The 24,913-nt window shown below is 61.0% G+C and carries 21 protein-coding genes and 2 pseudogenes; 12 read left to right on the top strand and 11 right to left on the bottom strand.

The genetic code is table 11. The features are described 5' to 3' along the window. A pseudogene (locus ABH944_RS32935) lies at positions 1-241 on the top strand (tyrosine-type recombinase/integrase); the annotation flags it as partial. Between the two features lie 26 nt (positions 242-267). Beyond that, a pseudogene (locus ABH944_RS32930) lies at positions 268-447 on the top strand (Tn3 family transposase); the annotation flags it as partial. A gap of 66 nt (positions 448-513) precedes the next feature. Here ABH944_RS32930 and ABH944_RS32925 read toward each other — a convergent pair. The 3 genes from ABH944_RS32925 to ABH944_RS32915 form a co-directional block, all read right to left on the bottom strand. Further along, a complete protein-coding gene (locus ABH944_RS32925; RefSeq protein ID WP_404611479.1) occupies positions 514-894 on the bottom strand; it encodes a type II toxin-antitoxin system VapC family toxin in 381 nt (126 codons plus the stop codon). Beyond that, the gene (locus tag ABH944_RS32920) at positions 894-1,097 is read right to left on the bottom strand and encodes a type II toxin-antitoxin system VapB family antitoxin (protein WP_031358188.1); all 204 of its coding nucleotides are present in this window, start codon (positions 1,095-1,097) and stop codon (positions 894-896) included. The genes ABH944_RS32925 and ABH944_RS32920 overlap by 1 nt, the downstream gene beginning before the upstream one ends. 66 nt (positions 1,098-1,163) lie before the next feature. Continuing rightward, entirely contained in the window at positions 1,164-1,814 is a 651-nt protein-coding gene (locus ABH944_RS32915) for a peroxiredoxin-like family protein (protein WP_404611476.1), read from the bottom strand. A gap of 209 nt (positions 1,815-2,023) precedes the next feature. Here ABH944_RS32915 and ABH944_RS32910 point away from each other — a divergent pair, with 209 nt between their 5' ends. Then, complete coding sequence (locus tag ABH944_RS32910) at positions 2,024-2,611, top strand: TetR/AcrR family transcriptional regulator (RefSeq protein WP_404611474.1); 588 nt, start codon at positions 2,024-2,026, stop codon at positions 2,609-2,611. A gap of 344 nt (positions 2,612-2,955) precedes the next feature. Here ABH944_RS32910 and ABH944_RS32905 read toward each other — a convergent pair whose 3' ends face one another. Further along, entirely contained in the window at positions 2,956-6,240 is a 3,285-nt protein-coding gene (locus ABH944_RS32905) for an adenylate/guanylate cyclase domain-containing protein (RefSeq protein WP_404611472.1), read from the bottom strand. A gap of 276 nt (positions 6,241-6,516) precedes the next feature. Here ABH944_RS32905 and ABH944_RS32900 point away from each other — a divergent pair, with 276 nt between their 5' ends. Next, positions 6,517-8,748 (top strand): SulP family inorganic anion transporter, encoded by a 2,232-nt coding sequence (locus ABH944_RS32900; protein ID WP_404611470.1) that lies wholly within the window; start codon positions 6,517-6,519, stop codon positions 8,746-8,748. Between the two features lie 330 nt (positions 8,749-9,078). Here the strand turns inward: ABH944_RS32900 and ABH944_RS32895 are convergent, their stop codons facing one another. Continuing rightward, a complete protein-coding gene (locus ABH944_RS32895) occupies positions 9,079-9,699 on the bottom strand; it encodes a LysE family translocator (RefSeq protein ID WP_404611468.1) in 621 nt (206 codons plus the stop codon). Between the two features lie 14 nt (positions 9,700-9,713). After that, entirely contained in the window at positions 9,714-10,409 is a 696-nt protein-coding gene (locus ABH944_RS32890; protein ID WP_404611466.1) for a B3/B4 domain-containing protein, read from the bottom strand. A 43-nt stretch (positions 10,410-10,452) separates the two neighbouring features. Between ABH944_RS32890 and ABH944_RS32885 the strand changes: the two genes are divergently transcribed. The 3 genes from ABH944_RS32885 to ABH944_RS32875 all read left to right on the top strand — a co-directional run bounded on the left by ABH944_RS32885 (position 10,453) and on the right by ABH944_RS32875 (position 12,082). Further along, on the top strand, positions 10,453-11,052 hold the full coding sequence (locus tag ABH944_RS32885; protein WP_404611464.1) for an XRE family transcriptional regulator: 600 nt from the start codon (positions 10,453-10,455) through the stop codon (positions 11,050-11,052). Positions 11,053-11,162: 110 nt separating this feature from the next. After that, entirely contained in the window at positions 11,163-11,798 is a 636-nt protein-coding gene (locus tag ABH944_RS32880) for a LysE family translocator (protein ID WP_404611462.1), read from the top strand. Between the two features lie 14 nt (positions 11,799-11,812). Next, positions 11,813-12,082: a zinc-binding dehydrogenase gene (locus ABH944_RS32875; RefSeq protein WP_404611460.1), complete on the top strand. Its 270-nt coding sequence runs from the start codon at positions 11,813-11,815 to the stop codon at positions 12,080-12,082. A 97-nt stretch (positions 12,083-12,179) separates the two neighbouring features. Here the strand turns inward: ABH944_RS32875 and ABH944_RS32870 are convergent, their stop codons facing one another. Both ABH944_RS32870 and ABH944_RS32865 read right to left on the bottom strand, forming a co-directional pair. Continuing rightward, positions 12,180-13,625: an aminotransferase-like domain-containing protein gene (locus ABH944_RS32870; RefSeq protein ID WP_404611458.1), complete on the bottom strand. Its 1,446-nt coding sequence runs from the start codon at positions 13,623-13,625 to the stop codon at positions 12,180-12,182. Between the two features lie 425 nt (positions 13,626-14,050). Next, on the bottom strand, positions 14,051-15,637 hold the full coding sequence (locus ABH944_RS32865; protein WP_404611456.1) for an EAL domain-containing protein: 1,587 nt from the start codon (positions 15,635-15,637) through the stop codon (positions 14,051-14,053). Between the two features lie 273 nt (positions 15,638-15,910). Between ABH944_RS32865 and ABH944_RS32860 the strand changes: the two genes are divergently transcribed. Next, positions 15,911-17,362, top strand: a complete 1,452-nt coding sequence (locus ABH944_RS32860; RefSeq protein ID WP_404611454.1) for an aminotransferase-like domain-containing protein — start codon at positions 15,911-15,913, stop codon at positions 17,360-17,362. On the opposite strand, the gene ABH944_RS32855 is transcribed toward ABH944_RS32860, so the two are convergent. Continuing rightward, entirely contained in the window at positions 17,359-18,012 is a 654-nt protein-coding gene (locus ABH944_RS32855) for a diguanylate cyclase domain-containing protein (RefSeq protein ID WP_404611452.1), read from the bottom strand. The genes ABH944_RS32860 and ABH944_RS32855 overlap by 4 nt on opposite strands. After that, the gene (locus ABH944_RS32850; RefSeq protein WP_404611450.1) at positions 17,934-19,061 is read right to left on the bottom strand and encodes an EAL domain-containing protein; all 1,128 of its coding nucleotides are present in this window, start codon (positions 19,059-19,061) and stop codon (positions 17,934-17,936) included. Before ABH944_RS32850 ends, ABH944_RS32855 begins: the two co-directional genes overlap by 79 nt. Before the next feature lie 704 nt (positions 19,062-19,765). On the opposite strand from ABH944_RS32850, the gene ABH944_RS32845 reads away from it, so the two are divergent. The 4 genes from ABH944_RS32845 to ABH944_RS32830 all read left to right on the top strand — a co-directional run bounded on the left by ABH944_RS32845 (position 19,766) and on the right by ABH944_RS32830 (position 22,015). Next, complete coding sequence (locus ABH944_RS32845) at positions 19,766-20,008, top strand: hypothetical protein (protein ID WP_404611448.1); 243 nt, start codon at positions 19,766-19,768, stop codon at positions 20,006-20,008. Positions 20,009-20,035: 27 nt separating this feature from the next. After that, positions 20,036-20,275, top strand: a complete 240-nt coding sequence (locus tag ABH944_RS32840; protein WP_404611446.1) for a DUF6566 family protein — start codon at positions 20,036-20,038, stop codon at positions 20,273-20,275. Between the two features lie 179 nt (positions 20,276-20,454). After that, positions 20,455-21,696 carry an NAD(P)/FAD-dependent oxidoreductase gene (locus tag ABH944_RS32835; RefSeq protein ID WP_404611444.1) on the top strand — a complete coding sequence of 414 codons (1,242 nt, stop codon included), beginning with the start codon at positions 20,455-20,457 and terminating at the stop codon, positions 21,694-21,696. Positions 21,697-21,742: 46 nt separating this feature from the next. Next, positions 21,743-22,015 (top strand): UBP-type zinc finger domain-containing protein, encoded by a 273-nt coding sequence (locus ABH944_RS32830; RefSeq protein ID WP_404611442.1) that lies wholly within the window; start codon positions 21,743-21,745, stop codon positions 22,013-22,015. Between the two features lie 49 nt (positions 22,016-22,064). On the opposite strand, the gene ABH944_RS32825 is transcribed toward ABH944_RS32830, so the two are convergent. Next, a complete protein-coding gene (locus ABH944_RS32825) occupies positions 22,065-24,866 on the bottom strand; it encodes an ATP-dependent Clp protease ATP-binding subunit (protein ID WP_404611440.1) in 2,802 nt (933 codons plus the stop codon). Positions 24,867-24,913 lie beyond the last annotated feature (47 nt).

The raw sequence follows: 24,913 nt of genomic DNA, 5'->3' as shown, positions 1-24,913 counted from the left end.
CGAGTGCGACATGTACCTGGCCTGCGCCAGATTCGTGACGACACCCGCGTACGCACCGCGATTGCGAGAACGCCGCAAGCTGGAAATGACTCTAGTAGATGATGCGCAGACACGTGGCTGGCCCAGGGAGCAAGAACGACATCGAGCCACCGCCGAGCGCCTCACGCGACTGCTGAATGACCTGGGAGAGCCGAATGAACACGACCCAGAACAACGCCGGCCTGACGGAGCGGAACGTTGATTGATTGACAAAAAATCCCACTTGTCCATATAAACACAAACGTCGGGATGGCGGTATCGAAGCTGCTCGGTTTCGATCTCTGCCCACGGCTGCGTAATCTCTCGGAACGCAAACTGTATCTGCCGCGAGGTATGGCCGCGCCCGGAAGGCTGGCAGCGGTCGTTGCCTACGAGATATCCATTAAGGTGATTCGCGATGGATTTGAACGAAGCAGGGGATCAAGGGTTTCGGGTACAGTCTTCGCTTGACCGATCCCGATGAGCGAGGACTATTCAATGCGCGTCGCGCGGGTAGGCAACGCCGAGTCGGCGCGCGAGCGTGGCGAGCCGGTTGTCCAGCGTCAAGATATGGGCACCAGGGGTCATCAAGGTCGAGGCCAGTAGCGTCAGGTCGACGCCGCCGCATCCTTGGCCACACAGCCGCTCGGTTTCGATGAACCGCATGACCTCGCTCCATGTCGCGTGCTGTACGTGCCGCAGCAGCGCAATGTCGTGGAGGGACCGTGCCCGTGGTGCGGGTGGGGTTCCGCAGGCGAGTTCAAGGAGCACGAGCGGATGGGTAAGCGCCTGATCGGTGCTGATCAGATGAACGAGCGTTTCGTTGCTTCGGCGGAAATGGTCAACCCACACCGAGGTATCGATTAGGACGTTCACTATGCGTCGGTCTCCGGGCGACGTCGTGGAATTTCGCGCATTTCGGGGATGGTACCGCCAAGCATAGCGAGGCGCTTGGCTGCCTGGATGCGGACGAAGGTCTGCATCGCGACCCGGAAAAGGTCGGCCTTATCTGTCCCGGGATCGGCGAGTTCCAGCGCCTCTTGATAGAGCGTGTCATCGATCGTAACCGTGGTTCTCATGGCAGGGACTCCTCGTTTGATGCATTCAAGCATCAATTCTAGCATCACTTTAAGCCTGGGCAGGCATCACTTCAAAGATGCCAGTGCGGCGACTACCTCGTCGGGTTCGGCACGACCGATCATGTAGTCCACGTCGACATGCGCGAAGCGAATGACGCCCGCCGTGTCGATCACGTACGTTGCCGGAACCGGCAGTTCGTACGAATCTTCCCCGTTACGCAACGCGATGTCGTTCTTGAAGACGTTCTTCGAAAACGCCTGCAGTTCATCGCCAACCCGGAACACGATGCCGAACTGCCGTGCCACCGCGTTGCCGAAATCGCTGAGCACCGGAAACGTCAGCTTGCTCTTCTCGGTGGCAACGACGCCGTGATCCGGCTTCTCCGGAGAGATCGCAATCAAGGTTGCCCCAAGCGCTTCGATCTTCGGCAGTTCTTCTTGCAAGCCGCGTAGTTCGAGATTGCAGAACGGACACCATTCACCGCGATAGAAACTGATTACCACCGGCCCCTTGGCCAGCAGGGTCTTGAGTGAGACCTGATTGCCGAACGCATCGGGCAGCGTGAAGTCCGGTGCGGATTGTCCGTTCTTCAACGCGCCGTCGAGCGCGCCCGATTCGCGGACGCGCTCCATATCGTCAGCAATGGTATTGAACTTCTCGCCTAGCTTTTCCTGAACCATTGCCTTGTATTCCGCCGAGGCCTGTTTTACCGACATGACTTGCTCCTTGTATTCGTTGACAGGGTGAATGACCGGCTGACATCGCCGGACAGACGGTTGAGAGGGGCGCATCCCGCTCGATGTTCAGCGGGCCTTGATGCTTCGCTACGAGGCTTTTTGTAGCGATCGATACAAATATCGCTCACGGCCATCCGGACTGTCAATCGAATTTTTAGCAATCGCTACAAATAAGCTATGATGGAGCCATGGCACGAGTAATTGCATTCGACTACGATCAGGCTCTGGAGCGAGCGACATGGCTGTTCTGGAAGAGCGGCTACGCCGGCACGTCGCTGCGCGATCTGCTGAAAATCATGGATATCGGCGAAGGTTCTTTTTACAACACCCTCAAGAGTAAAAAGCAGCTCTATCTGGCATGCTTGAAGCGTTATGAAGAGACCGAGGGGCGCAAACGCGGGCAGGCGCTGATGAGTGCACCGACGGCCAGCCAGGGAATTCGCGCGTTGTTCGATGTCGTGCTTGACTGCCTTGATGATCCGTCCACGCCGTCCCGACTTTGCATGATGGCGGCGATGGCTTCCGAAGAGGTGCTGTCGGAGCCTGATCTGCGCAAGCTTGTGGAGGATGGTCTTGGAGGCTTTCACGCTCGTCTCGCCGAGCGCTTGAGCCAGGATCGGGATCAAGGGCGGTTGCCCGCGACGCTGGATTCACAGATTACTGCGTCGGTCGTTGTCACTTACCTCCAGGGCATCTGGCGCATGGCGCTGGTGGACTACGACCGGCCTCGTTTCGAGCGGCAGATCGATGCATTCCTGTCGGGACTCGGGCTGTAGGTGGCGGCTCAGGCCGAAAAGCGAAGACCGTGATAGAGCGCTTTCGATTTCTGCATCGCATCATCTTAACTTCTTAACCGACAGGCTGAGCATCCGGACAGTGCATCGAGCATCTGCAGTCAACGGGGGAAGCGCATGAGCGCGCGACCGAACGATTGCGCCAGGCGTCGGCTCATTGGCTGCGGCACACGACGGGCTCTCGCATGATGGAGTTCCAGCCGCTCGGATAGGGTTGATGGGCGTCCGTTTGCGGTCCGGCATGAGCCGATCACGTATGACCGGTTTATCACCAGTCCGCTGTCGCAGATGGCAGTGCCCACGATGTTCTGGGGAAAACGCTGCAGCTACGCGGCAAGGAACGCGTTCACGGCAACCAGGTAACTCTTGAACCCGGCGTCCCGAAGTACCGCGGCGACGCGCTCCAGTTCGCACCGTGTGGCATTGTTGGCGTGGCCTTGCAGGCAGAGGGCGAGCACACGGCCGCGCGCCGCGAACAGATCCGCCCAAGGTAGCGGCTCAACTCGCGTATATTCCTCGAGGCCCGTCACGTAGCGCAGCGCGCCGGACGCGTCACCGACCGAAAGCATCGTTTCGATTGCGTCACGGTAGAACCACAGGTGATTGTGACCGACCGCGCCGAGACGCAGTAGTTCGACACCCCTCGCCAGTAAACGCGCACGCTCGCCGTCATCCTCGACCGCACGGCACAACGCGCCCACTGCCTTGGGAGCGCTGAACTGCATGCCGACCTCGCCACAGATCGCAAGCGCTTCATGCAGCAGGCTCACGGCGTCTTTCCGGCGACCGCAATCAAGCAGCACACGCGCCTGCATCTCCATGTTTTGTGCTTCGAAGCGGCGCGCTCCCAGTTGCCGGATCAGCTGCATCTCCTGCTCGAGATGGACTTGGGCCGCCTGCACGTCGCCCATTTCGAGGCAGGCAAAGACGCCTAACGTCTCGCCCAGCATCTGTGCGCGTGACTGTCCAACAAGCGTTGCCGCACGCACTGCGGCAACCGCGTCCTCACGGGCTTGCTGCGCCTCGTTGAGGTACATCCGGCTGAAACCCTGCATCGAACGATTCGCGACCTCGATGCGGCCGAGACCGTGTTCGAGACTCAACGTAACGCAACGGCTGAAGTGTGCGAATGCCGTCCGCATTCGTCCTTGCGCGTAGGCCGCGTCGGCAAGGCCGCCGAGAGCGCGCGCCTCCGCTTCGGGAAGGCCCAGGCGCTGCGCATACGAAAGCCCTCGCTCATGCTCGGCGCGGCAATCCTCGATCTTGCCGAGGGGAAAGAGGATGTTTCCACGCAGATGGTGCAGGCGCGCGAGTTCCGACACCATGTCATCGCGTTCCGCCACCTTCTGGGCCGCTTCCAGCAGAACGAGGGCCTCGGCAAGACCTTCATTGACCCGTAAGCCCTCTGCGAGCCCGAGCTGCGACCGGCATACGCTTGCTTCGTCCGGCGCAGCGGCCAGTGCCGCCCGGTACGTGTCAAGCGATGCCGCAATATCGCCGAGGTCCCGTTGCAGTTCGCCCTTGAGGCAGATGAGCGCGTGGCGATCCGTGTCCTTCTTCGCGATTTCGAGGCCTCGTTCGATCAGGCGTACCGCCGCCTCGATAAAGTAGGCCATCCGTTGCGCGACGGCCGCGTCAAGATACGCCTGCGGGGCGTGGCTATCGTCGGCGCGATCGAGATGCTGGGCGTACAGCACGGGGTCGGTAGCCGCGAACCAGTCGGCGGCTCGCCGGTGCAACTCGCGCCGGCGTGTTCGCAGCAGCGTCGAGTAGGCGCCTTCCTGAATCAACGCGTGCGCGAACAGGAGATCGTCGCCTTCCGGTACCACAAGCGCATTGGCGACCAGAGCATCGCAAACGTACTCGGGTTCATCGATGAGCCGGCGCAACAACGCCACGTCGAAGCGCTGCCCGATCACCGCAGCCGCCTGAAATGCCTGGCGGTCGCGCAGGGCCAGCCGATCCATGCGTGCCAGCACCAGGCTTTGGATCGAGGCGGGGACAGCCTCACCACTACCTTCTTCGGCGTTGCGCAGGAGTTGTTCGAGGAATAGCGGATTGCCGCCCGCCCGCTCGATGCAGGTGAGCGCTACACGCTGGCTGGCGTCAATGAAGTCTCCCGCCAGGCTCAATGCCTCGTCTCTTCGCAACGGCCCGAGATCGATGGTGGCAAACGGTGTACCGCGACAGCGCGTTCGCCAGGCGGCGTCGAGTGGATCGCCTTCCACGCGCGATGTCATCACGAGCAGGCCCGGGCCGTTGGCAACGCCCGAGGCGAAGGCCGCGAGGTCGTCGAGCACCTGCGGGTCGGCCCAATGGAGGTCCTCCACGACAATCATGACCGGCCCGTTCCGGCATGCATTTTCAGTCAGCGTCGCGATGAGCGCCTGCTTGCCGCGTTTGCGCGCGGCGTGTGCCATCGCATCGTAGAGGCTCCGCCATTCAGCGGATTGCGGCAGATCCAGAAGATCATGGAGGAACACGATCTGCTCAGGCTTGACGACGCCGGCCGAGACGACACGCTCGATGGCGATGCTTAGCTCGGCGCCACCCGCGGTGGGCGACAGGCCGAGCAGACTGCCGATGACAGCTCGCACCGGATCCTGACCTTTGCCGACCCCGAAATCCAGCACGAGGCCGCGATGGATCTCAAATCCCTGCGTCTGCGCGACGCCGCGCATCTCATTGACAAGCCGCGTCTTGCCAATGCCCGCATCGCCACGAACATACACAACATGGCCTGCTGGCCCGGCGAGAGATGCGCGGACAATCCCATGGAATTGCTCGAGTTCAGCCTTTCGTCCGACGAAACGGCCGCGGCTGGCAGTCAATGGTTCGCCCGCCATGCGGCGCAGCCGCCATACTCGCACCGGTGTATCGATACCCTTGAAGCGCATGTCGCCGACCGGGTCGCAGACTGCGTAGTCGCCGAGCGCGCGGTGGACGCCGTCGGAAACCAGGGTCTCGCCGGTCTTGGCCGCTGCCACGAGCCGCGCAGCGAGATTGACCGGATCGCCGTGCACCGTGTAGTCCTGCGTGTCGGCACGTCCGAGCGCGCCCGCGACGACCTCGCCACTGGCAATTCCCACGTGCGCCTGCAAAGGACGCGGTGCCTGCGCGTTAAGCTGAGCCAGCGCGTCGTGAATATCCAGCGCGGCACGCGCCGCGCGCAGGGTATCGGAATCGTGCGCGCGCGGAGCACCGAACAGCGCCATGACGGCATCGCCGATGTGCTTGTCGATCGTGCCGCCGTAAGCGAGCACGATACCGTCAACAAGCGCGGTATAGCGGCCGACGACATCGCGCAATTCTTCCGGATCGAGCGACTGGGACAGCGCGGTAAAGCCGCACAGATCAGCAAACAGAATGGTGACCTGTCTGCGTTCATCCGCTTGCACGTCGACCACGGACGGCGTCGCGCAAGACGCCGCCCTGGCGAGTTCGGAAATGGAAAGGAGCATGCGCTTGCGGTGGCCAAGCGAATGAACCCCGAGCTCTTTCAGATCCGCATCGGTCAGTCGGGGCAACATCGCGAAGTCGACGTCGTTGTCGGCAAATGTGCGCGCGTATTGCTCAAGACCCAACAGGCTCAGCCATCGTTCAATATCCATGACCGTCACCGAAAGCCGTTTCCCGAAGCGGCGATCCTCGTTGCTCAAAACGTATCGGTCCGCCTGACCAGAAATCAGACGAATTGACGCGGCACGTTTTGCAGTATCGAACCCACGCGGGCTGTTCCCTGTTCCGACGTGTGCCCGTGAATACACAGTGTAGGCGTCACGCGGCCAGGTGTAAGCAATTTGACACGACCGAAACCTGCGGCGGATACTAAATCGCTCTTCCAGCGATGTCCGAAGCACGACCACCTGCATTCGTCGGAGAGTATCGTGAAGCCAGACACGACCGGTTCAGCCTCCGGCGTTCGCACCAGCTCCCGCCTCTCCGGTTTGCTCGGCGACCTGACCGGCGGCGCAGTATCGACGCTCGTCATGCTCTGCTATGCAATGAGCCTCGGCACGATGATCTTCAGTGCGGATCTTGCCCGTTATGCCGAACTGGGCGTGCCCACCGCGCTCGTCAGTTGCGTCGTGACCGCGCTGGTCATCGCGCTCATGAGTTCGACGCGCCTGAACATCGCGGGGCCCGACAGCAATGCGACGGCGTTTCTCGCTGGCGTCGCGGCAGGCGTCGCCAGCAGCGTGCGAGCGGACGGCGGATCGACGCAGACCGTCCTGTTGACCGTGCTGATGGCCATCGCGCTGTGTTCAGTGGTGACGGGTACTATCCTTTACGTGATTGGTTCGTCGAGGCGTAGCCGCTCGTTGCAATTCCTGCCCTATCCGGTTGTAGGCGGATTCCTGGCCGGCACGGGCTACCTGTTGTTGTCGGGAGCGTTTCGCGTACTGACCGGCGAGCCGCTGCACTGGCGCACGCTGGTGTTCCTGACGCATCTGCACTGGCTCGCCTGGATGCCTGCCGTGCTCGTCGGGGCACTTATTACGGTTCTGATGCGCAGCTGGAAGCACGCGGCCGCGCTGCCGCTCGTGCTGGTGTTCGGTATCGCGCTTTTCTACTTCCTGCTGCACGTCGACGGCCTTTCGATCGATGACGCGCGCAAGATGGGACTGTTACTTCCTCATGCGGGATTGCGTTTGAGCCAGATTCCCGCGTTTCACCTGCCGGAACCGCTCGTGCACGGCAACGTCGATTGGACGGCCATCGGTGCACACCTGCCGGAGACGCTCGTGGTCACGTCAGCGTCGGCAATCACGATCCTGATGAACTCGACCGCGATCGGCGCGGCGACAGGCGAGGATATCGACCTGAATCGCGAGATGCGGGCTGCGGGCATCGCCAACCTTGCGAGCGGGATGCTGGGTGGAATGGTCGGCTATCAATCGTTCAACCGGTCGATGCTCAACTCGCGCGCGGGCGCGACAAGCCGGATGGCCGGCGTGTTCGCGTCCCTCGCGTGCCTGCTTTTGCTGGTCGTCTCGCCAGACTTGGTCGCGCTGTTCCCCGTGCCGGTGCTGGTCGGGCTCCAGCTCTTCATGGGACTACGCCTGTTGATCCAGTGGCTGGTCGGTGCATACCGGAAGCTCAACTGGTACGAATATCTCCTTGTTCCGATCATTCTCGGCATCATCGCGCTCTATGGCGTTGTTACTGGCGTGGTGGCGGGCGTCGTCGCCGCGTGCGTGATGTTCGCGTTGCTCTATGGCCGCGTGAGTTGCGTGCGCATGGAGTTCGATGCCAGCACCCGGACATCGAACGTCGAGCGCAGCATCGAGGATACCCAGCGACTCCACGAACTCGGCACGCAGGTGTGCGGAACGTGCCTGCAAGGGTTCCTGTTCTTCGGCACGGCCAATTCGATCCTGCAGCGCGTGCGTGAACGGCTAGCCACGCGCAGTCCCGTGCCGGCCCGTTTTGTGGTGCTCGACTTTGCCGCCACTAGCGGGATGGACGCGTCGGTATCGGTCAGTTTCGTTAAGCTCAGACAGCTTTGTGCAACGATCGACGCGGATTTGGTATTGACGGGATTGCCGCCGCGCTCGCGTGAGCTGCTTGGGAAAACCGGTACGCTCAATCTCCGGATACACGAGTTCGCGACCTTGGATGCTGGCCTGGAATGGATCGAGGACAAGCTGCTTGCGCCGGGTGTCCTTGCCCCGCCTCACGAGGAGGACAATTTCCGCGCAATGCTCGCGGCGCATTTCACGCCACACTCCCTGGAAAGGCTAGCTGCATGCATGGAGGTGCGCGATCTCAACGCCCGGCAGCCGCTGTTCCTTTGCGGCGAGCCGGGTGACGCCCTGTACATCGTTGAGCGCGGGCGTGTTGCCATATCGCTGCCGCTTGCGGACGGACGGTCGGTCCGGCTGCGCTCGTTCGGGCCCGGTACGGTCGTCGGCGAAATGGCGGTGTATACGCAGAATCGGCGCAGCGCTGATGTGCTCGCCGAAGTGCCCACGCGTGTCAGACGCCTGTCACTTGAGACGTTGCTTGCACTCGAGCAGGACGATCCTGTAACCGCGCAGCAGTTCCATCGCTTTCTCGTCAAGACGATTGCTTCACGGCTTGCGGTCGCGGATGAAGCACTGCGCGCAGCCTATTGACCGGCAAACCGGCATCGGTGCATGTCGGCGCAAAGATGTCGGACGCCCGCGCGACCTCGCATCGGCCTTCCAGCAGACGGTCGAGGCCGGCCCTATCATTTGGTCCATTACTGATGAAGACGGCGCGAACGGTACGGACATTACATGAATTACAGCTTGATCCCAAAACCATCGTCCTTCACCACTCCCAAATTAAAATGACCGAACCGCATGACTCTCGCGGTAGTTTTTTTGCCGTTCAGGCGAATTCTCGTTCTTAGAGATGCGGCGCGGGTGGCCGACACGGACGCGGAAAGAACGCACGCTACCGGCGTTCTGTGGATGACGAGCTTAGCCTCTACGGTTCGCGATGGCGACGAAGACGCCGAGCGCGATCATCGTCGCGCCCGATAGTCGGGTCATGATCCGCAGCCTAACGACCCTGGCGGTGTCCGAAGCGGCAACACGGTGCGCCGCAAAGACCGCGACGACATCGGCTGCACTGTTCAACATGATGCATGTCGTTCCAAGCACGATGAACTGAGGCGCAAGTGCATGGCCGGAGGACAGGAACTGCGGGATGAACGCCAGAAAGAACATGGCCGTCTTAACATTGAGCGCCTCGACGATGATCCCGTCTCTGAACGCTTTATGCATGGTTGTCGGTAGCGGCGCCGATTGACCATCTGCCGGCGCGCTCGACGCAAGCGTGCGAATGCCAAGATAAATGAGATACGCAGCCCCGATATACTTTACGACCGCATAGGCCACGGCCGACTGCGCAATGAGCATCGAGAGCCCGAGTGCGGCAGCGAAAACGTGGACCATGCCGCCGATGGCTGCACCCATCGAAGAGGCGATGCCCTCGGATTTCCCTCCCGAGACGGTGCGCGCGACGACATACGCGATACCCGGACCGGGAATGACGGCCAGTAACACTGCGGCGACGAGGAAGGAGGCGGATGGGAGCATGGCGAAAGCATCCGCTACCAGATGCCAAAGCCGATCAGGCGAGTGGCGATAGCGGCACCGGGCATCAGGAGACGCAGGCCATTGACGAGCGCGTCACCAGCTTCGTGCAGCGCGGTGACCGGCATTTCGGGCAGACTTTCCAGAACGAACCACATCTGCTTCGCATCTGCAGTCAGTCTAGTTCTCACGCCTTGCCGCCAGTTCCAACGGCGACAAGTGACACCAATATCGTCGCGCCAAACGACCTCACCGCACTCGGCGGCCTCGTGAACCGGCGTTCCATCCTTCACTGTGTCGAACAGTTCAGTTCCGTCTGCTATCACCAGTCTGGGCATCCCGCGGTAGGCGGTGAAGTCTTCTCCACCTACCGGAATGGCCCATTGAATACTGACTGCATTGTATAGATCGACCACAGGGTCAATACTGGCCACGCTCCCGGTCTTCAATACGCGCTTTCGCAGCGCATCTGCGGAACATGCAGTGCGCCGCGGCTTGGCTCCGAACTGTCTGAACACTTCGGCCCACGAGGCGAGGTGTGCTTCTGCCCACGCAGGACCACCTGCTCCAACGGAATCGTAAGCTCGGGCAAGCGCTTGCGCACCGACGCCCGGATTGACAATCCGCGACCCCTCTACAGCGAGACTCAGGGCGCGAAACCCGGGAGCTACGCGTGCGATGTCGGGGCCAATTGACGGGAGAACGTTGAACATAGGAGAATGCGCCAGTGACTAATTTATTGCATGATATCGACCAGTGACCAAAAAAGTCAATATACCGACCGCATCGGGAGCTGATGTTCAAACCGTTAGCGAAGCCGTTGCCGCGCAGCTTAAGGCGCACCGAAAAAGCAAGAAGCTCACGCTGGATGAGCTTTCGCGGCGTTCAGGCGTGAGCAAGGGGATGCTCGTAGAAATTGAAAAATGTGACGCTAATCCAAGCATCGCCATACTCTGCAAGATTTCCGCCGCTTTGGGTGTATCAGTAGCCGATATCGTCAATGTAGCCAGTTCTCCCGCCGTACATCTCGTGTCCAGCCAGGATATTCCGACCCTCTGGAATGGTCCGAAAGGAGGCTCGGCGCGTCTGCTTGCGGGGACCACAGGCCCGGACATGATCGAACTGTGGCGATGGGAGATGCAGCCTGGCGAGCAATTCGAATCCGAAGGCCATCCCGCAGGAACCTTCGAATTGCTTCATGTCGAGCACGGCCAACTCAGAATGTCGGTCGATGGGGTCGAGTTTCTCGTGCCTGCGGGAAGCTCCGCGGTAGCTCGAACGGACGTTCCGCATCAATACGCGAACGACAGCAAAGGTAAGCTCGTCTTCACCATGACGGTCGCAGAACCTCACTGAACTGAAGATTTACGCGCCGTGAGTACGCCCTGACTGCACTTTGGCCTCTTATGAAATGTTCGGTGCGCCGCGCTTCCTGCAATTTGTTGCTATCACAAGAGGACGTCTATATGGCCGGAAGCGGAATTGTCTCTGCGAACATGCTGTTTGCCTACTCGGCTTACTTCATCGGCATCGCCAGTCCAGGACCAAGTAACTTGGCCATTATGTCGATCGCAACGACCGATGGTCGGAGACCGGCTTTCATGTTTGCCCTTGGCGTCATGACAGGTTCGTTGTTTTGGGCGTTGCTGGCGACGCTTGGCGTTTCAGCAGCCATGATGGCGTGGTCACACTTTGTCGTGGCCGTTAAAATTTTTGGCGGCGTTTATCTTCTCTGGCTGGCGTTCAAATCAGGGCGCTCCGCGCTAACCGTGACAGACAAGGTGAGTCAGGAGGCAGGCCGATCGCCGCTGTTAGCGCATCTTTATGCGCGAGGCGCGTTGCTGCATCTCACGAATCCCAAGGCGATCCTCGTCTGGATATCGATTGCAGCACTGGCATCGTCGACCACAGGAAACGCTCATCCGGTCGCTATGGTTCCCGGCTGTCTCGTCATCGGAATAACGGTCTTTGGTGGTTACGCCCTGGTTTTCTCGACGGCGACAGCTCGCCGCTTGTACGCACGAATTCGCCGGGTTTTGGAAGCGTGCCTTGCCATCGTATTTGCGCTCGCCGGAATCAGGCTTCTAGCATCGCGCGTCTAAAACGCATTCTCCGAATGGCTGTTTCCGAGGAAATCCAGAGGGCGCTTCGGGAACAGGACGTGGCAAAAGTCATCCATGTGAGCAAACCAGGCGGGGCAGAGTATCTTTCCATCGACGACGTCGACGTGCCCGAACCGGGGCCGGGCGAAGTGCGTTTCAAAGTGTCGGCTTTCCATCCCAGGATCGACCGGGTGTTTTCTTTGGCCGAGACAGTGGATGCATACCGCTACATGTTGAGCAACGCGCAGTGTGGAAAGATCGTGGTTTCGCTGATCGACGAGTGATTCGGCACGGGCCATTCGTGCCGCCGCACGGCCCGATGCATGGCGCACGTCGTCCATACGGCCGCAGCCTGGTGGAGGGTGTTCGATCCTTACGGTTCTAACGGTTGGCCTGCTGGAAGACCGTTCGCTGTCCAGACGATGAGTCGGCGCGGCAGGCCAATGCTCCCAGCGTGCGCATGGCGGCCTCGATTGCGGGCGTCCACGGATGCCCATAGTTGAGCCGGATGTAGCGCCGAAGGTCGCCCGTTGCTGAAAAAATGGGGCCGGGAGCGATCGCAATACCATGTGCCGCAGCGGCTTCGAACAGATGTACTGAGTCGACATGCGGAGGCAATTCAACCCACAAAAAATAGCCTCCGTCCGGTCTCACGAGCGACGTGCCCCGCGGGAAATAGTCGCGTATGGCTCGCAGCATCTGGGCCTGAAGACGCATGAGATCCACGCGCAGCTTGCGCAAGAAACGGTCATAGCCGCCGTGTTCCAGATAGTCTGCAATCGCGAGCTGCGCCGGCACGGATGCCGAAAGTGCGGCGGTCGATCGTGCGCGCGCGATCCACGGAGCAAAGCGACCCGCTGCGACCCAGCCGATCCGGTATCTCGGGGCGAGACATTTGGAGAACGAGCCGCAGTGCAACACAAGATTGCTGCGGTCAAATCGTTTGACGGGACGAGTGGGTGTCGAGCCGAAATGCAGTTCGCTACATACGTCGTCCTCGATCAATGGCACGTCATGTGCAGCGAGCAATTCGATCAGCGCTTGTTTTTTGTCATCCGGCAAAGTCACACCGGTTGGGTTTTGAAGCGACGTCATGAACCAGCAGACGCGGATGGGATGCCGCCCAAGCGCCTCAGCCAGTACGTCGAGGTCGAGCCCATCGTGCGAGTCGACAGGTATCTCCACGACCTTCAGGTGAAGGCTCTCGATCGCGCTAAGCGCGCCGTAAAAGGTCGGGTGTCCTATTGCGACGATATCGCCGGGACGGGTGAGTGTTTGCAGGCTTAGCGTCAATGCATCGAGCGCGCCGCTCGTGATGATGATTTCGTCGATCGGTACCACCATGCCCATGGTGAGATAGCGCCGTGCGATCTGGCGGCGCAGGCATTCTTCACCAATCGGCACGGGTGCGGTATTTTCGCCGCAATCCATGTTCCGGGACGCCCTGTTCAGCGAGCGGGCTAACCGGCCCAACGGAAAGAGTTCCGGGTTCGGCCAAGGGGAGGCAAGGGCAGCATTGTCGCAATCTTGCAGTGCCTGCATGAAGCGATGCGTCAGGCTGGAGGTTTGCGTGGCTGCGCTATGCGCGAGGATGGGTGCCGGGCGGAGGTCTGATGGCTGCCGGCAATTGACGAAATAGCCTGAGCGGGGCCGCGCCACGATCAGGCCGCGTCGCTCCAGTGAGTAATACGCCTGGAATACCGTTGACGGACTGATGCCGTATGAACGGCTTGCCTGACGCACCGACGGCAGCCGCATGCGTGGCGTCAGTACTCCGCTTTCTATCAGTCCTTCGATCTGACACGCCAGTTCTTGATAGCGCTTCATGCCAGAAGCGGTCCTTCTATTGCTTGCGTACCTTTCATGCTGCGCCTTCGTTAGTCATGCTATTTGCGCGCTTGCCACCGTCACGTGAGCGACGGATGTGCCGTACGCTGCAGGTGCGGTACGCGGATTCTTTTGCGCCGCGTTTGTTGTGAGATGCCGTGCGAGCAACCGACCGGTTGTCGGCGTCTGATTTTGGCCGTTCGCTCGAATGCCTAAATTGTCCCTTTGGTGAACAAAACCCAGACAATGCGCGTGCGCGCGGAAATTTAGAAGGATCAGTTGAGCCAGGAATCTGCGGATCAGATTATTTGTGCCGAGCGCCGGGCTTGTTTCATCAAGATCCCCGGCCCGGGAATGGCGTGGTTGAAATCCCGCCACGACAACGCGTTGCAACTGACACCGGGCTCACGCGCCGAGCGCCCGCTCTACGAATATTTACTGATGCGCCATGCAAGGATGGCGGCGCCACCCCCGTCAGCAAGAAATGCCGCAAGACGGGCAATTTTGAGGGCTCGGCCATAAAAGAATCCCTGACCGTATTGCGCTTGTGTCGTGCGCACGGCGGCATGCTGCGCGGCCGTCTCCACGCCCTCTACCACGACCATCACATCAAGACGGTGCGCCATGCCGATAATCGATTCAAATTGACGCGATCGCTCGTAGGGAGTGAGCTCGAAGATGTCCCAGCTTACCTTGACCATCTCGAAGTTCAATTGTGAATACGAGCGAAGGTCAGTGAAAGGCGCACCGATCCCCGATAGTGCGAACTGCACGCCTAGTGCGCGAGCACTTGTCATGACTCGAGCCAGTTGCGGTCCCGTTTCCGTGACGTCGTCCATATCGAGTTCGAGTATTACCCTGGGCTCGCTGGCACGAATCGTAGCGCGGAGATCTTCCATGAACTTCGCGCTTAGCAGTTGCGCCGCGGACATGTTGATGCTCACATAAAGTGACCTCGCGTCCCGGATCGCGCTTATCTCACGCGTAGCAGTCGACAGTACGAATTGCGTCAACCGCCCGATCAGACTGCTTTTCTCGATGAATGGCATGTAGTGGTCAGGGCCCAGTGAGCCGAATGCCGAGTTGTCCCATCGCAGCAACGCCTCGACGCCCACGCATCTGCCTTGTCTCAAGCTCACCACGGGTTGATATTCGAGATGAAACTCGCGATGCCTGAGTCCAGTTCGCGCTGCGCGTATCAGCGCTTTGTCGTAGCGGGTCCAGCGTTTGAACAGCAGCCATCCCACGGCAGCAACGAGCGCCAGCAGAAGCGGCCAGAGCAGACGACTCCAGACACGCGCCAACGCATTGGACCCGGCTGTTACGGAAGGCGTGGCGAACCCCATGCGTTCAGCTGTCGGGACTTTGTTCTGGCTAACCGTCGGGGAGGGATGTGCATTGCATGGTGGACTGGTCGAGCAAGTGCCGTCATCCGCTGCCGGCGTGTCTTCGGCGAGCTCGACTGTCCGGTCCTGTGACCGGTCCTCTACATGGGCGACAGCGTTCTCATTGTCGCCGGGCAACCATCCGGAGTCGGAAGTGACGAGGCGGGGCTCCAGCGTGAAGAGAAAGGTCTGCGACGGCGCGCTCCATTCGAGCGTTGCAAGCGACGGTCCGCTAACGCTGCTTACCGTGGTTTCGCTGCCCTCGTCGAACGCATCAAGCAGCGAGTCGCACACACGGGTGAGGGGAAATACCGGACTCGCGTCAGGACCCGCGAGCGAGGCCGGAATCAGGGGAAGCGAGATTGGAAGTGCGCACGCCGCGCCAAACCGGACGGACGTCTCGGCTGCCGGCGCAGGTTCGCCGAACGTTTTCGGCAGTTGGCCAATGATGCCGGAATAGCTGTGTTCGGCATTCGTGCCGGTGTAAGAGCCCGCGCCGGTGTCCGCGTGTGCGAGCGATAACCTTGCGGCGGCCAGTAGAAGTATGACTGTCCCGCGAATGAAATCGAAACGGCGCGGCTCGACCGCGCGACGCTTCCAATGTTTCCCTACAAGACCCAACGACATGAATGTCTCTTCTTCGCAAATTACGTGGGCCTGGAACGGTCGAAGCGCGACTGCGCTTGATAAGCGCTGGCGACTCCTCTAGTAAAATTCGGTGATTGGAATGGAAGCGCACTTTGCCAGTGAACGGCGTACAGCGACAGGGGCAGATTCGTCCAGAAAAGACGTATCAGATGCCTTCTGGAAAGCGCCGCCGGCGAGCGTTGACAACGAGTCGCATCAGGTAGAGCCTATCGGCTAAATCATGGTGCAGCCCGTCTTGCATGGGAGCCGAAGATGAAACGTTACGAGCGGCTGGCCTCGCAAATCGGTGACCTGATAGAGCGCGGCGACCTGCCGCCGGGCACGCGCATCCCCGCGGTTCGCGCTGCGTGCGACGCTTATGGCGTCAGTCCATCCACCGTGTTTCGCGCGTATTACTTGCTCGAAAGGAAGGGCTTGATCGTGGCGCGGCCACGCTCGGGCTATTTCGTCTCGGCGGCCGCTCCTGGCGTGCCCCTGCATGAAGCAGCCTCGACGCCGAATGAAGCGTCGAAATCCGTCAACATCAGTGAGCTCGTGTTCGAAGTACTCCACTCGATCAAGGACGCGCATACTGTGGCACTCGGCTCGGCATTCATGAGTCCCGCGGTCTTTCCGATGCAACGTCTTGGAAAGTCGTGCGCATTGGTCAATCGTTCGACTGATCTCGCAAAAATGGTGGCCGCGCTGCCGCCAGGCGATGACGCATTGCGTCGTCAGATAGCACTGCGCTACCTGATGGCCGGGATGGTGGTTCATGTCGATGAAATCATCATCACGAGTGGCGCACTCGATGCGTTGACGCTGAGCCTTCAGGTTCTTACTCGCGCAGGCGATGAAATCGTCATCGAAAAGCCTACCTTTTATGCGGCGCTCCAGGCGATCCAGCGGCTTCAACTGAAGGTTGTGGAAATCCCTGTCCACCCTGTGGAAGGTCACGACATGGAGGCGCTCGCGCAGGCGCTCGACCGTCATCCGATCCGCGCGTGCTGGTTCATGACCGCGTTTCAGAACCCGACAGGCGCGACGCTCTCCGACACAAAAAAGCAGGCGCTGGTCGCCTTGCTCGCGAAGTACGAAGTACCGCTTATCGAAGACGATGTGTACAGCGAGCTGCGTTTTGGACCGGTGCCGAACCGCCCCGCGAAATTTTTCGACCGGTGCGGACTCGTGCTGCATTGCGGTTCGTTCGCAAAGAGCCTCGCACCCGGTTACCGGATCGGCTGGGCGGCGGCGGGACGATTCGCGGAACAGCTCGAGCGCGCGAAGTGGATGACGACGCTATCGGCTAGCGTCCCGGCGCAACGCGCGATAGCCGACTACCTGGAGCATGGCGGCTACGACCGGTTCCTGCGCAAGCTTCGCCGCGATCTGGCGGCTCAGCAGGCGGCCATGCTGAGCGCCATCGACCGGTATTTTCCCGCGCACAGCATGGCGACGCGGCCAGACGGCGGTTACTTCACGTGGGTAGAGCTGCCGCGCCAGGTCGATTCGCTACGCCTGTTCGAAGCGGCGCTCGAGCGGGGGATCAGCTTCGCGCCCGGGCCGATATTTTCTGCCAGCGGTGAATTTCGCCACCACATCCGGCTGAACTACGGGTATCCGTGGTCCCCGGAAATTGAGCGCGCGATGGCAACCCTCGGCGAGCTGGCTCAGGACGAGGAGCTTGTATCTGCGAGCCTCGCCGGACCCGCCCAGCCGTTCTAGCGGCCGAACGACGCGGCAGCCGAGGGCGCGTTCAGCGCGGAAATCTCCTGCATGACGAAACGTCCTTTACCTGCCTGCTTGGCGCGATACATCGCATCGTCCGCGGCCCTCAACAGGACTTCGCTCGACAGCGTCGCGCTCGGTTCGGGCACGAGGACGCCAATGCTGGCTGACAACTGGATGACCCTTCCGTCAATTCGCATCGGCTGGCCGAGCGTTTCCAAAATGACTTGTGCAATGCCTGCAATTGCGTGTTTATCCGCCCCGCTGCCGGTGAGCAGGACGGTGAGCTCGTCGCCGGCAAGACGCGCGACCACATCGCTGTCACGCACGCAGTGGCGAATGCGCGCCGGGACTTCGACGAGCACACTGTCGCCGGATAGATGCCCGTAGGTGTCGTTGACTGCCTTGAAGCCGTCGAGGTCGATGAACATCACGGCGGCGAGACAGTCACGGCAGTCGCGCAACGCAGTATCGAGCTTCGACAGGAACGCACGCCGGTTGTGGAGCCCGGTCAGCGCGTCATGAAAGGCGAGATCCCGGAGGCGATCGACCAGGGCCTGCCGCTCGGTTACGTCCTGCACAAGCAGGTAGTAGCCGCCGGCGGAGCGTCCTTGAATGTGGCTCGGGACCAGCAGTTCGCGCAACACGCGCCGGGCTCCGTTGATGGTAGCGCTGATCTCATACTCGACGCGCTCTCCCGCGAGCGCGCGCTGCACGTAGTGATCCGGTCCAGTACTTCCTCCGCGCCGCTCTCGAGCAGCCGCGTCGCACCGACGGCCGATTCCCGATATCGTTCGTTGGCGGCACCCGCGGTATTTTCCGACACGACGGGCACGCCGTTCTGGTGCGCCGCCACGAACTGGCGCTGCGTCGTTTCGGCGGATGCAAACTCCCGCAATTGTTTGATTGTCATTGGCATTCCATACCGATACCCCTGCGCCAGATCGATGCCCGACTGTTGCACGGCGCGATGTTGTTCGACGGTCTCCACGCCTTCCGCTACCACCTTCGCACCCATCGCGTGGACGAGGGTGGCGACTGCCTTAAGAAAAACGGGGCAATTCTCGTCGTCGGCCGCGAGAAACCGGCGGTCCACCTTGACGAGATCGAAATTGAAATCGTCGAGCAGGTCCAGGTTACTAAAGCCGGTGCCGAAATCGTCGAGAGACAGGAGTACACCGGCCTGCTTCAGAGTACCTAACGCCGCGGTGACTTGCGGCGTGCGCGCGGCACAACTGCGCTCCGTGATCTCCAGAACTGTGCGGTTAAGCATCGTTCCCGCGGCCTGCCGGATGTCATCGACAAAAACCCTGCTCGCCAAATGTCGCGCGCAGATATTCACGGAGATATGCCAGTGATCAACGCCCGGCGTCTGCCTGATATCGATGCTTGCCTGGCGCAGTACAAAGCGGGTCAAAGGACCGATCAGCGAGGTGCGCTCGAGATGCACGATGAAATGATCAGGGCCTACTCCACCGAAGGTATCGTTACGCCATCGGACCAGTGCCTCGACGCCGACGCACGCGGAGGTACTGACGTCGAAGATGGGCTGGTACACGACGTAGAACTCGCCGAGACGCAGGCCCCTTCGCGCGGCGCGCAGGAGCTTTGATCGCGAGAAAAAGTGGACCGCCCGCTCGATAGTGGCGTGGTGTACGTCAGATCCTGCTGCGAGCGTCGCGATGAGGCGTCTCATGAGCATGACGAAGATGGGTTCAAACGAAATTGGGCGTTCCGGACAATACGATCGCCTTGCCGAAGTTGCCTTGTCCACGCGACGACCGGGGCCATGTTCGCGAGAATGACGGCAACCGTTCCGTTTGCCAGTGTGATTGGCTTGTCAATATCCATGACTAGCCCGAACCGTAATTGTGTCTCGGGAAACTGCGTGAAACGCATGTTTGTCCTGTTGCGGGGAACGAGCAGGGACGCGCCTGCGCTGCAGCGAGTGTTTGCGGCCTGAGGTCTCGCCGAGCAAGCGCACGGTTCGCAGAGGGGGTGACTATGACTGAGATCTTTTCAGGAAACGAGTCTCACATGCACCGAAAAAAAACGGATCAGTGCGCGCAGTTCTCGATCCTGGATCCAGGACCAAGCAGTAGGGACGGCAGGGAAGGCCGGATAACCATTCATCGCATGCCGAAGGGCTGGTGTATTCGACCGACTACAACGGAGGGCTCTACATTCTTGAGTTTTAGGGTTAAGCCGTTTCCCATCCAGGCACTTAAATGCAGTCTGCCCGCGAGAGCGTCTCTCACCAGTACGGGGCAGTTCATCGCATTTGTCGGCGCTTATCCGGATTAACGACTAGACTTAAAGCATCGTCGGCGCATGCTCATGAAAGAGGAGTCTTGCGCCATTCAGTGATGATCCGGACGTGCGACCGAGCGAGGCACAACGATGCCGAAGACCGTTCAAACCGCTGAGCAGATCCGCGACGAACTGCAGAAGCGCATGGCTAACATTGCCGCTGACGCGCCGGGAGTTTTGCGCGTCCGCATGCCGCTACCAGAGCGGCATCCGCCGGATGCATCCGGCCGCAACTGGAACATAGTGCCGCTCAATGATCCCGGCGAAGATTACGTCCGTCATGTCCAGAAGGTGATCGAAGACATGCGTACTGAGTTCGTGCTTCCAGATTGACGCCTGGGTGCGAAACCGGAGCAGCTCATGCGAACGCACGTGTTTGAACATCGGGGCTACGAGATCGTGGTACAGCCGGAGCAGAACGCATACAACGCGTGGCAGGCGAAAGTGAGTGTGCGTCATGTCGATAGCACCGTGGCCGAATTCCGTCCGGAGACGGTGCAGCCGGAATGGCTTACGCAGGAGGAGGCGGTGCGCGATGGCATCGAATGGGGCACGCGTTTTGTTGATCACGCGCTGAAGGCGTCGCACAACCGGATGTGATGGAACGATCAGCGGAAAGTGAACAAAACCCGTCAGGATCGCGAAAGATACCGCCCTGCGATGGATTTACAATGCACGGATACGGCCAACCGTCGTTACGTCGTTATGCCAGCGCGGCTGCCTGCTTGTGACGTGCGTGAAACGAAAAACCCTCCTGAACGTTTTCAAAGGTGGATGCCATGTCTGTCGTCAGGATCTATGGACGCATGGGCAGCGCTAACGGATACGTGATACGCGACTTCCTGCATCGAAGCGATATACCGTTTGAATGGATCGAACTGGGCAGCGATAAAGAAGCGCAGGAACTGGCGCACGTGCAGCATCTTTCCGATTCGCGCTTGCCGGTCTGCATCTTCCATGACGGCACGCGGCTCGAATGTCCCACCATCCGGCAAGTTACCGAGAAGCTCGGCTGGTTCGCGAATCCATCCCGTGAGGCCTACGATCTGGCGATTTACGGCGCAGGACCGGCGGGATTGAGCGCGGCGGTGTACGGCGCATCGGAAGGGCTGCATACCGTACTGGTGGAGCGTTGGGCACTGGGCGGCCAGGCAGGCAGCAGTTCGAAAATCGAGAACTATCTGGGCTTTCCGGAGGGCACGAGCGGCGCGGACCTGGCAGAACGGGCGCGCGTCCAGGCCATCAAGTTCGGCGCTGAGATCCTGCTGGCGCGCGCCGGCGTGCGCGCGGAGTTTCCGCCCGGCAACGGCATCGTGTATCTGGAGGACGGCACACGTATTACGGCGCGCACGTCGATCTGTGCGACAGGCGTGGCATATCGCACGCTAGGCCTGGAAGGTGAAGAGCGCTTTTTCGGCGCGGGCCTTTATTACGGCGCCGGTGCGAGTGAGGCTGCGCTGATCCATGGAGAAGACGTCTATGTGGTGGGCGGCGGCAATTCGGCGGGACAGGCCGCCATGCATTTTTCGCAGTCCGCCAACCGTGTTTATTTGCTCGTGCGTGACCCATCGCTTAAGAACACGTTGTCCCAATACCTGGTGGATCGCATCACGTCGGCGCCGAACATTGAAATGTGCCCGTGCACCGAAGTCACTGCGCTCGCAGGCAGTGATGTGTTGCAGGAAATCACGCTGACCGATGTTCGCACCGGCCGGCAACGCACGGTCATGACGAGTTGGCTATTCGTCTGCATTGGCGGCGAGCCGCAGACCGAATGGGCGCAAGAGGTTGGCATTGTCCGCGATGAAGGCGGCTATCTCGTGACGGGTCCCGACCTGCAGGAATATCGGTCGGACCTGAAATGGCCGCTCGAACGCGTGCCGCTGCATCTGGAGACCTGCGTGCCTGGCGTATTCGCAGCGGGCGACGTGCGTCACGGGTCGATCAAGCGTGTGGCGTCGGCGGTCGGCGAGGGCGCAATGGCTGTCGCGCTGGTGCATCGCTATCTGAATAGCGCATGAGGGTAAGCGCTGCCTTGATGCGCGCAGCTATCCGAGGAGTACGATCATGACCCGTGGTTGCACGCACCTGGGCGAGGCCCGCATTCTCCACACGCCCATCGACTATTGCGAGGACTGCATGAAGCTTGGCCAACCCTGGGTACATTTGAGGCTTTGTCTTTCATGTGGACACGTCGGCTGTTGCGATTCGTCGCCCAACCGGCATGCAAGCAAGCATTTTCACGCGACCGGCCATCCTCTGGTGCGATCAATCGAACCCGGCGAGACGTGGATCTGGTGCTATCGCGATGAGATCGTCGTAGGTGAAATCGGATTGTGACGGCACGCCGCCTGCTCGTGCGGACGGCGTGTCTTCAGGCATGCCAGCGTCACGTATGCGCGGGCTCCTGCGTCGGCGCCTCGCGGGGCGCTTCTGTGGGCGCTGCGCCCTTCTGCACACGCACAGAGTGCGTACCCGGGTCGTAGGTCATGGTGACCTTGTCGCCGTCGTGCACGTCGCCCCGCAGCAGCGCATCGGCTAGTTGCGACTCCACCTCCGCCCGGATCTTGCGCTTGAGCATCCGTGCGCCGAACTCGGGGTCATAGCCGATCTCCGCGAGATGTTCGCGCAGCGAATCGTCGAACGACAGCTCAATGTTTTGCCCGTCCGCGGTGCGCTGCACGCGCGCGAGTTGCAGATCGACGATGCTGCGGATCTGTTCCTTGCCGAGCGCATGGAACACCACTACTTCATCGACCCGATTCAGGAACTCGGGCCTGAAGTGATGCCGCAATACTTCCATCAGACGGTCGCGCAGCTCGGGGTAGTCAAGCTGCTTCTTGTCGGAGCGCATGTTGTCCTGGATCATCTGCGAACCGATATTGCTCGTCGCGATGATGATCGTATTCGTGAAATCGACGAGACGTCCCTTGCCATCGGTGAGACGGCCTTCGTCGAAGAGCTGCAGCAGGATGTTGTGCACGTCCGAATGCGCCTTCTCGATCTCGTCGAGCAACACCACGCTATACGGGCGGCGACGCACCCGCTCGGTCAACTGGCCGCCTTCGTCATAGCCGACATAACCCGGAGGCGCGCCCACCAGCCGCGCCACGGTATGCCGCTCCGAGTACTCGCTCATGTCAATGCGCACCAGCGCATTCTCGTCGCCGAACACCGAGGCGGCGAGCGCTTTAGCGAGTTCGGTCTTGCCCACGCCAGTCGGTCCGAGAAAGAGGAAGCTCGCGGTCGGCTTACCGCCTTCGGTGAGACCGGCGCGCGAGAGCCGGACCGCCTTCGCGACGGCGCTGACCGCCTCGTCCTGGCCGACCACGCGTTCCTTCAGGCGGTCCTCGAGACGCAGGAGCTTCTCGCGGTCCTCGGCGGTGAGTTCGGACACCGGCACGCCGGTAAGCGACGCTACGATCTGCGCAATATCCTCCGCGGTCACCTCTTGCGAACTGGTGCCGCGTTCCTTCTTCCAGACCTCGGTCTCATCGTTGAGGCGCTTCTGTTCGGAGACGAGCTTGTCTTCCAGTTGCTTCGCCTTGTCGAACTGCTTGGCGGCGCTCGCCGCATCCTGTTCCTGGCGCGTGCGGCGGATGGTCGCCTCGATGTCATGCAGTTGCGACGGCCGGGAATTCGACGAGATGCGCACGCGGGCGGCTGCCTGGTCGAGCAGGTCGATGGCTTTGTCCGGCAGGAAGCGCGCGGCAATATAGCGGTCCGACAGCTTCGCCGCGGCCGCGATGGCCTCTTCGGTGATCTTCACCTTGTGATGCGCTTCAAGGCGGTCGCGCAGTCCGCGCAGGATTTCGACGGTTTCCGCGACGCTCGGCTCGGGCACGTTCACCGGCTGGAAGCGGCGTTCGAGCGCCGAGTCCTTCTCGATGTACTTTTGGTATTCGTTGAGCGTCGTGGCGCCCACGAGATGCAGTTCGCCGCGTGCGAGCGCCGGCTTGAACACGTTGCCGATGTCGAGCCCGCCTTCGCCGCCGCCCTGGCCGGCACCGACGATCGTATGCAGTTCATCGATGAAGATGATCAGCCTGTCCTGGTTCTCCACGATCTCGTCGAGAACCTGCTTCACGCGCTCTTCGAACTCGCCACGATACTTGGCCCCCGCCACCACGCTGTTGATATTCAACTCGACAACGCGCTTGCCGCGCAGCACTTCCGGCACCTGGTCCTGGGCGATGCGCTGCGCGAGTCCTTCGACGATCGCCGTCTTGCCCACGCCCGGCTCGCCGATCAGCACCGGGTTGTTCTTGCGCCGACGCGCAAGAACTTCGATAGTCGTTTCGATTTCCTTGTCGCGGCCGATCACCGGATCGAGCTTGCCGCGCCGCGCGAGATCGCTGAGATCCCGCGCGTACTTGTCGAGCGTCGGGGTGGTGGAGCGGCCCTCGACGGTGCCTTCCTCGGCGCCCTTGCCGACCACCTTGACCGTCTTCTGCCGGAGCGCATGCGACGACAGGCCGTACTTGCGCAGCAACTCGCCCGCGAAGCCATCTTCCTCTTCGAGAAGCCCGACCAGGATATGTTCCGGTCCGACGTAGCTGTGGCCGAGTTCCCTCGACGCGGTGAGCGCGTTCTCCAGCGCGCTTTTCGCGCGCGGCGATACGCCGATGCGTTCTTCGTCCGTCTTCCCGGCGCGGGTGCCGCGCGGTGCGTTTTGATCGATGTTCTTCTTGATCTCTTCGGGATCGAGCTTGAATTCGCGAAAGATCTCCTGAACCACGTTGTTGTCGGCGAGTGCGAGCAGCAGGTGCTCGGTATCGACTTCAGACTTGCCGAAATCGACGGCCTTTTGCGCGGCCGCCTGCAAGCGGTCCAGGCCGCTTTCGCTCAGGAACGTCTGCAGGTCGACGGCTTCACGCGCTCGGCGATGCCTGCGCGGCCGGCCGCCGGCCCGGCCCGGACCTTCCCCTGCGCTCGCGCGCGCCGTCTCGTCCGGTTGGCCGAGAGGTTGCCAGCCGCCGCGCCTGCCTTCGAGCGGCGACCACATATCGTCGAAGAGACTTTCGAACAGACCGCCGTGAAAGAGCGATTCCAGCGGCGAGAGGCTGGACTGCCTGCGCGCCATGAACTGCATGTAGTGCTCATCGCACAGCGTCAACAGACGGCGCTGGCCGTTCTCGGTGATCGTGATCTGCGAGGTCGCCGGTTTTCCGCAAACGCTGCAAGTGGCCATGATGTTGTCCGTTGGGTGGGCAGGGGAGGACCTGGAAGCTGACGCGC

The organism is Caballeronia udeis (assembly GCF_044909315.1).
GTDB classification, from domain to species: Bacteria; Pseudomonadota; Gammaproteobacteria; order Burkholderiales; family Burkholderiaceae; genus Caballeronia; species Caballeronia udeis_A.
Note: the sequence above shows the minus strand (reverse complement) of the source record. Positions and strands in the feature narration are given on the sequence as shown.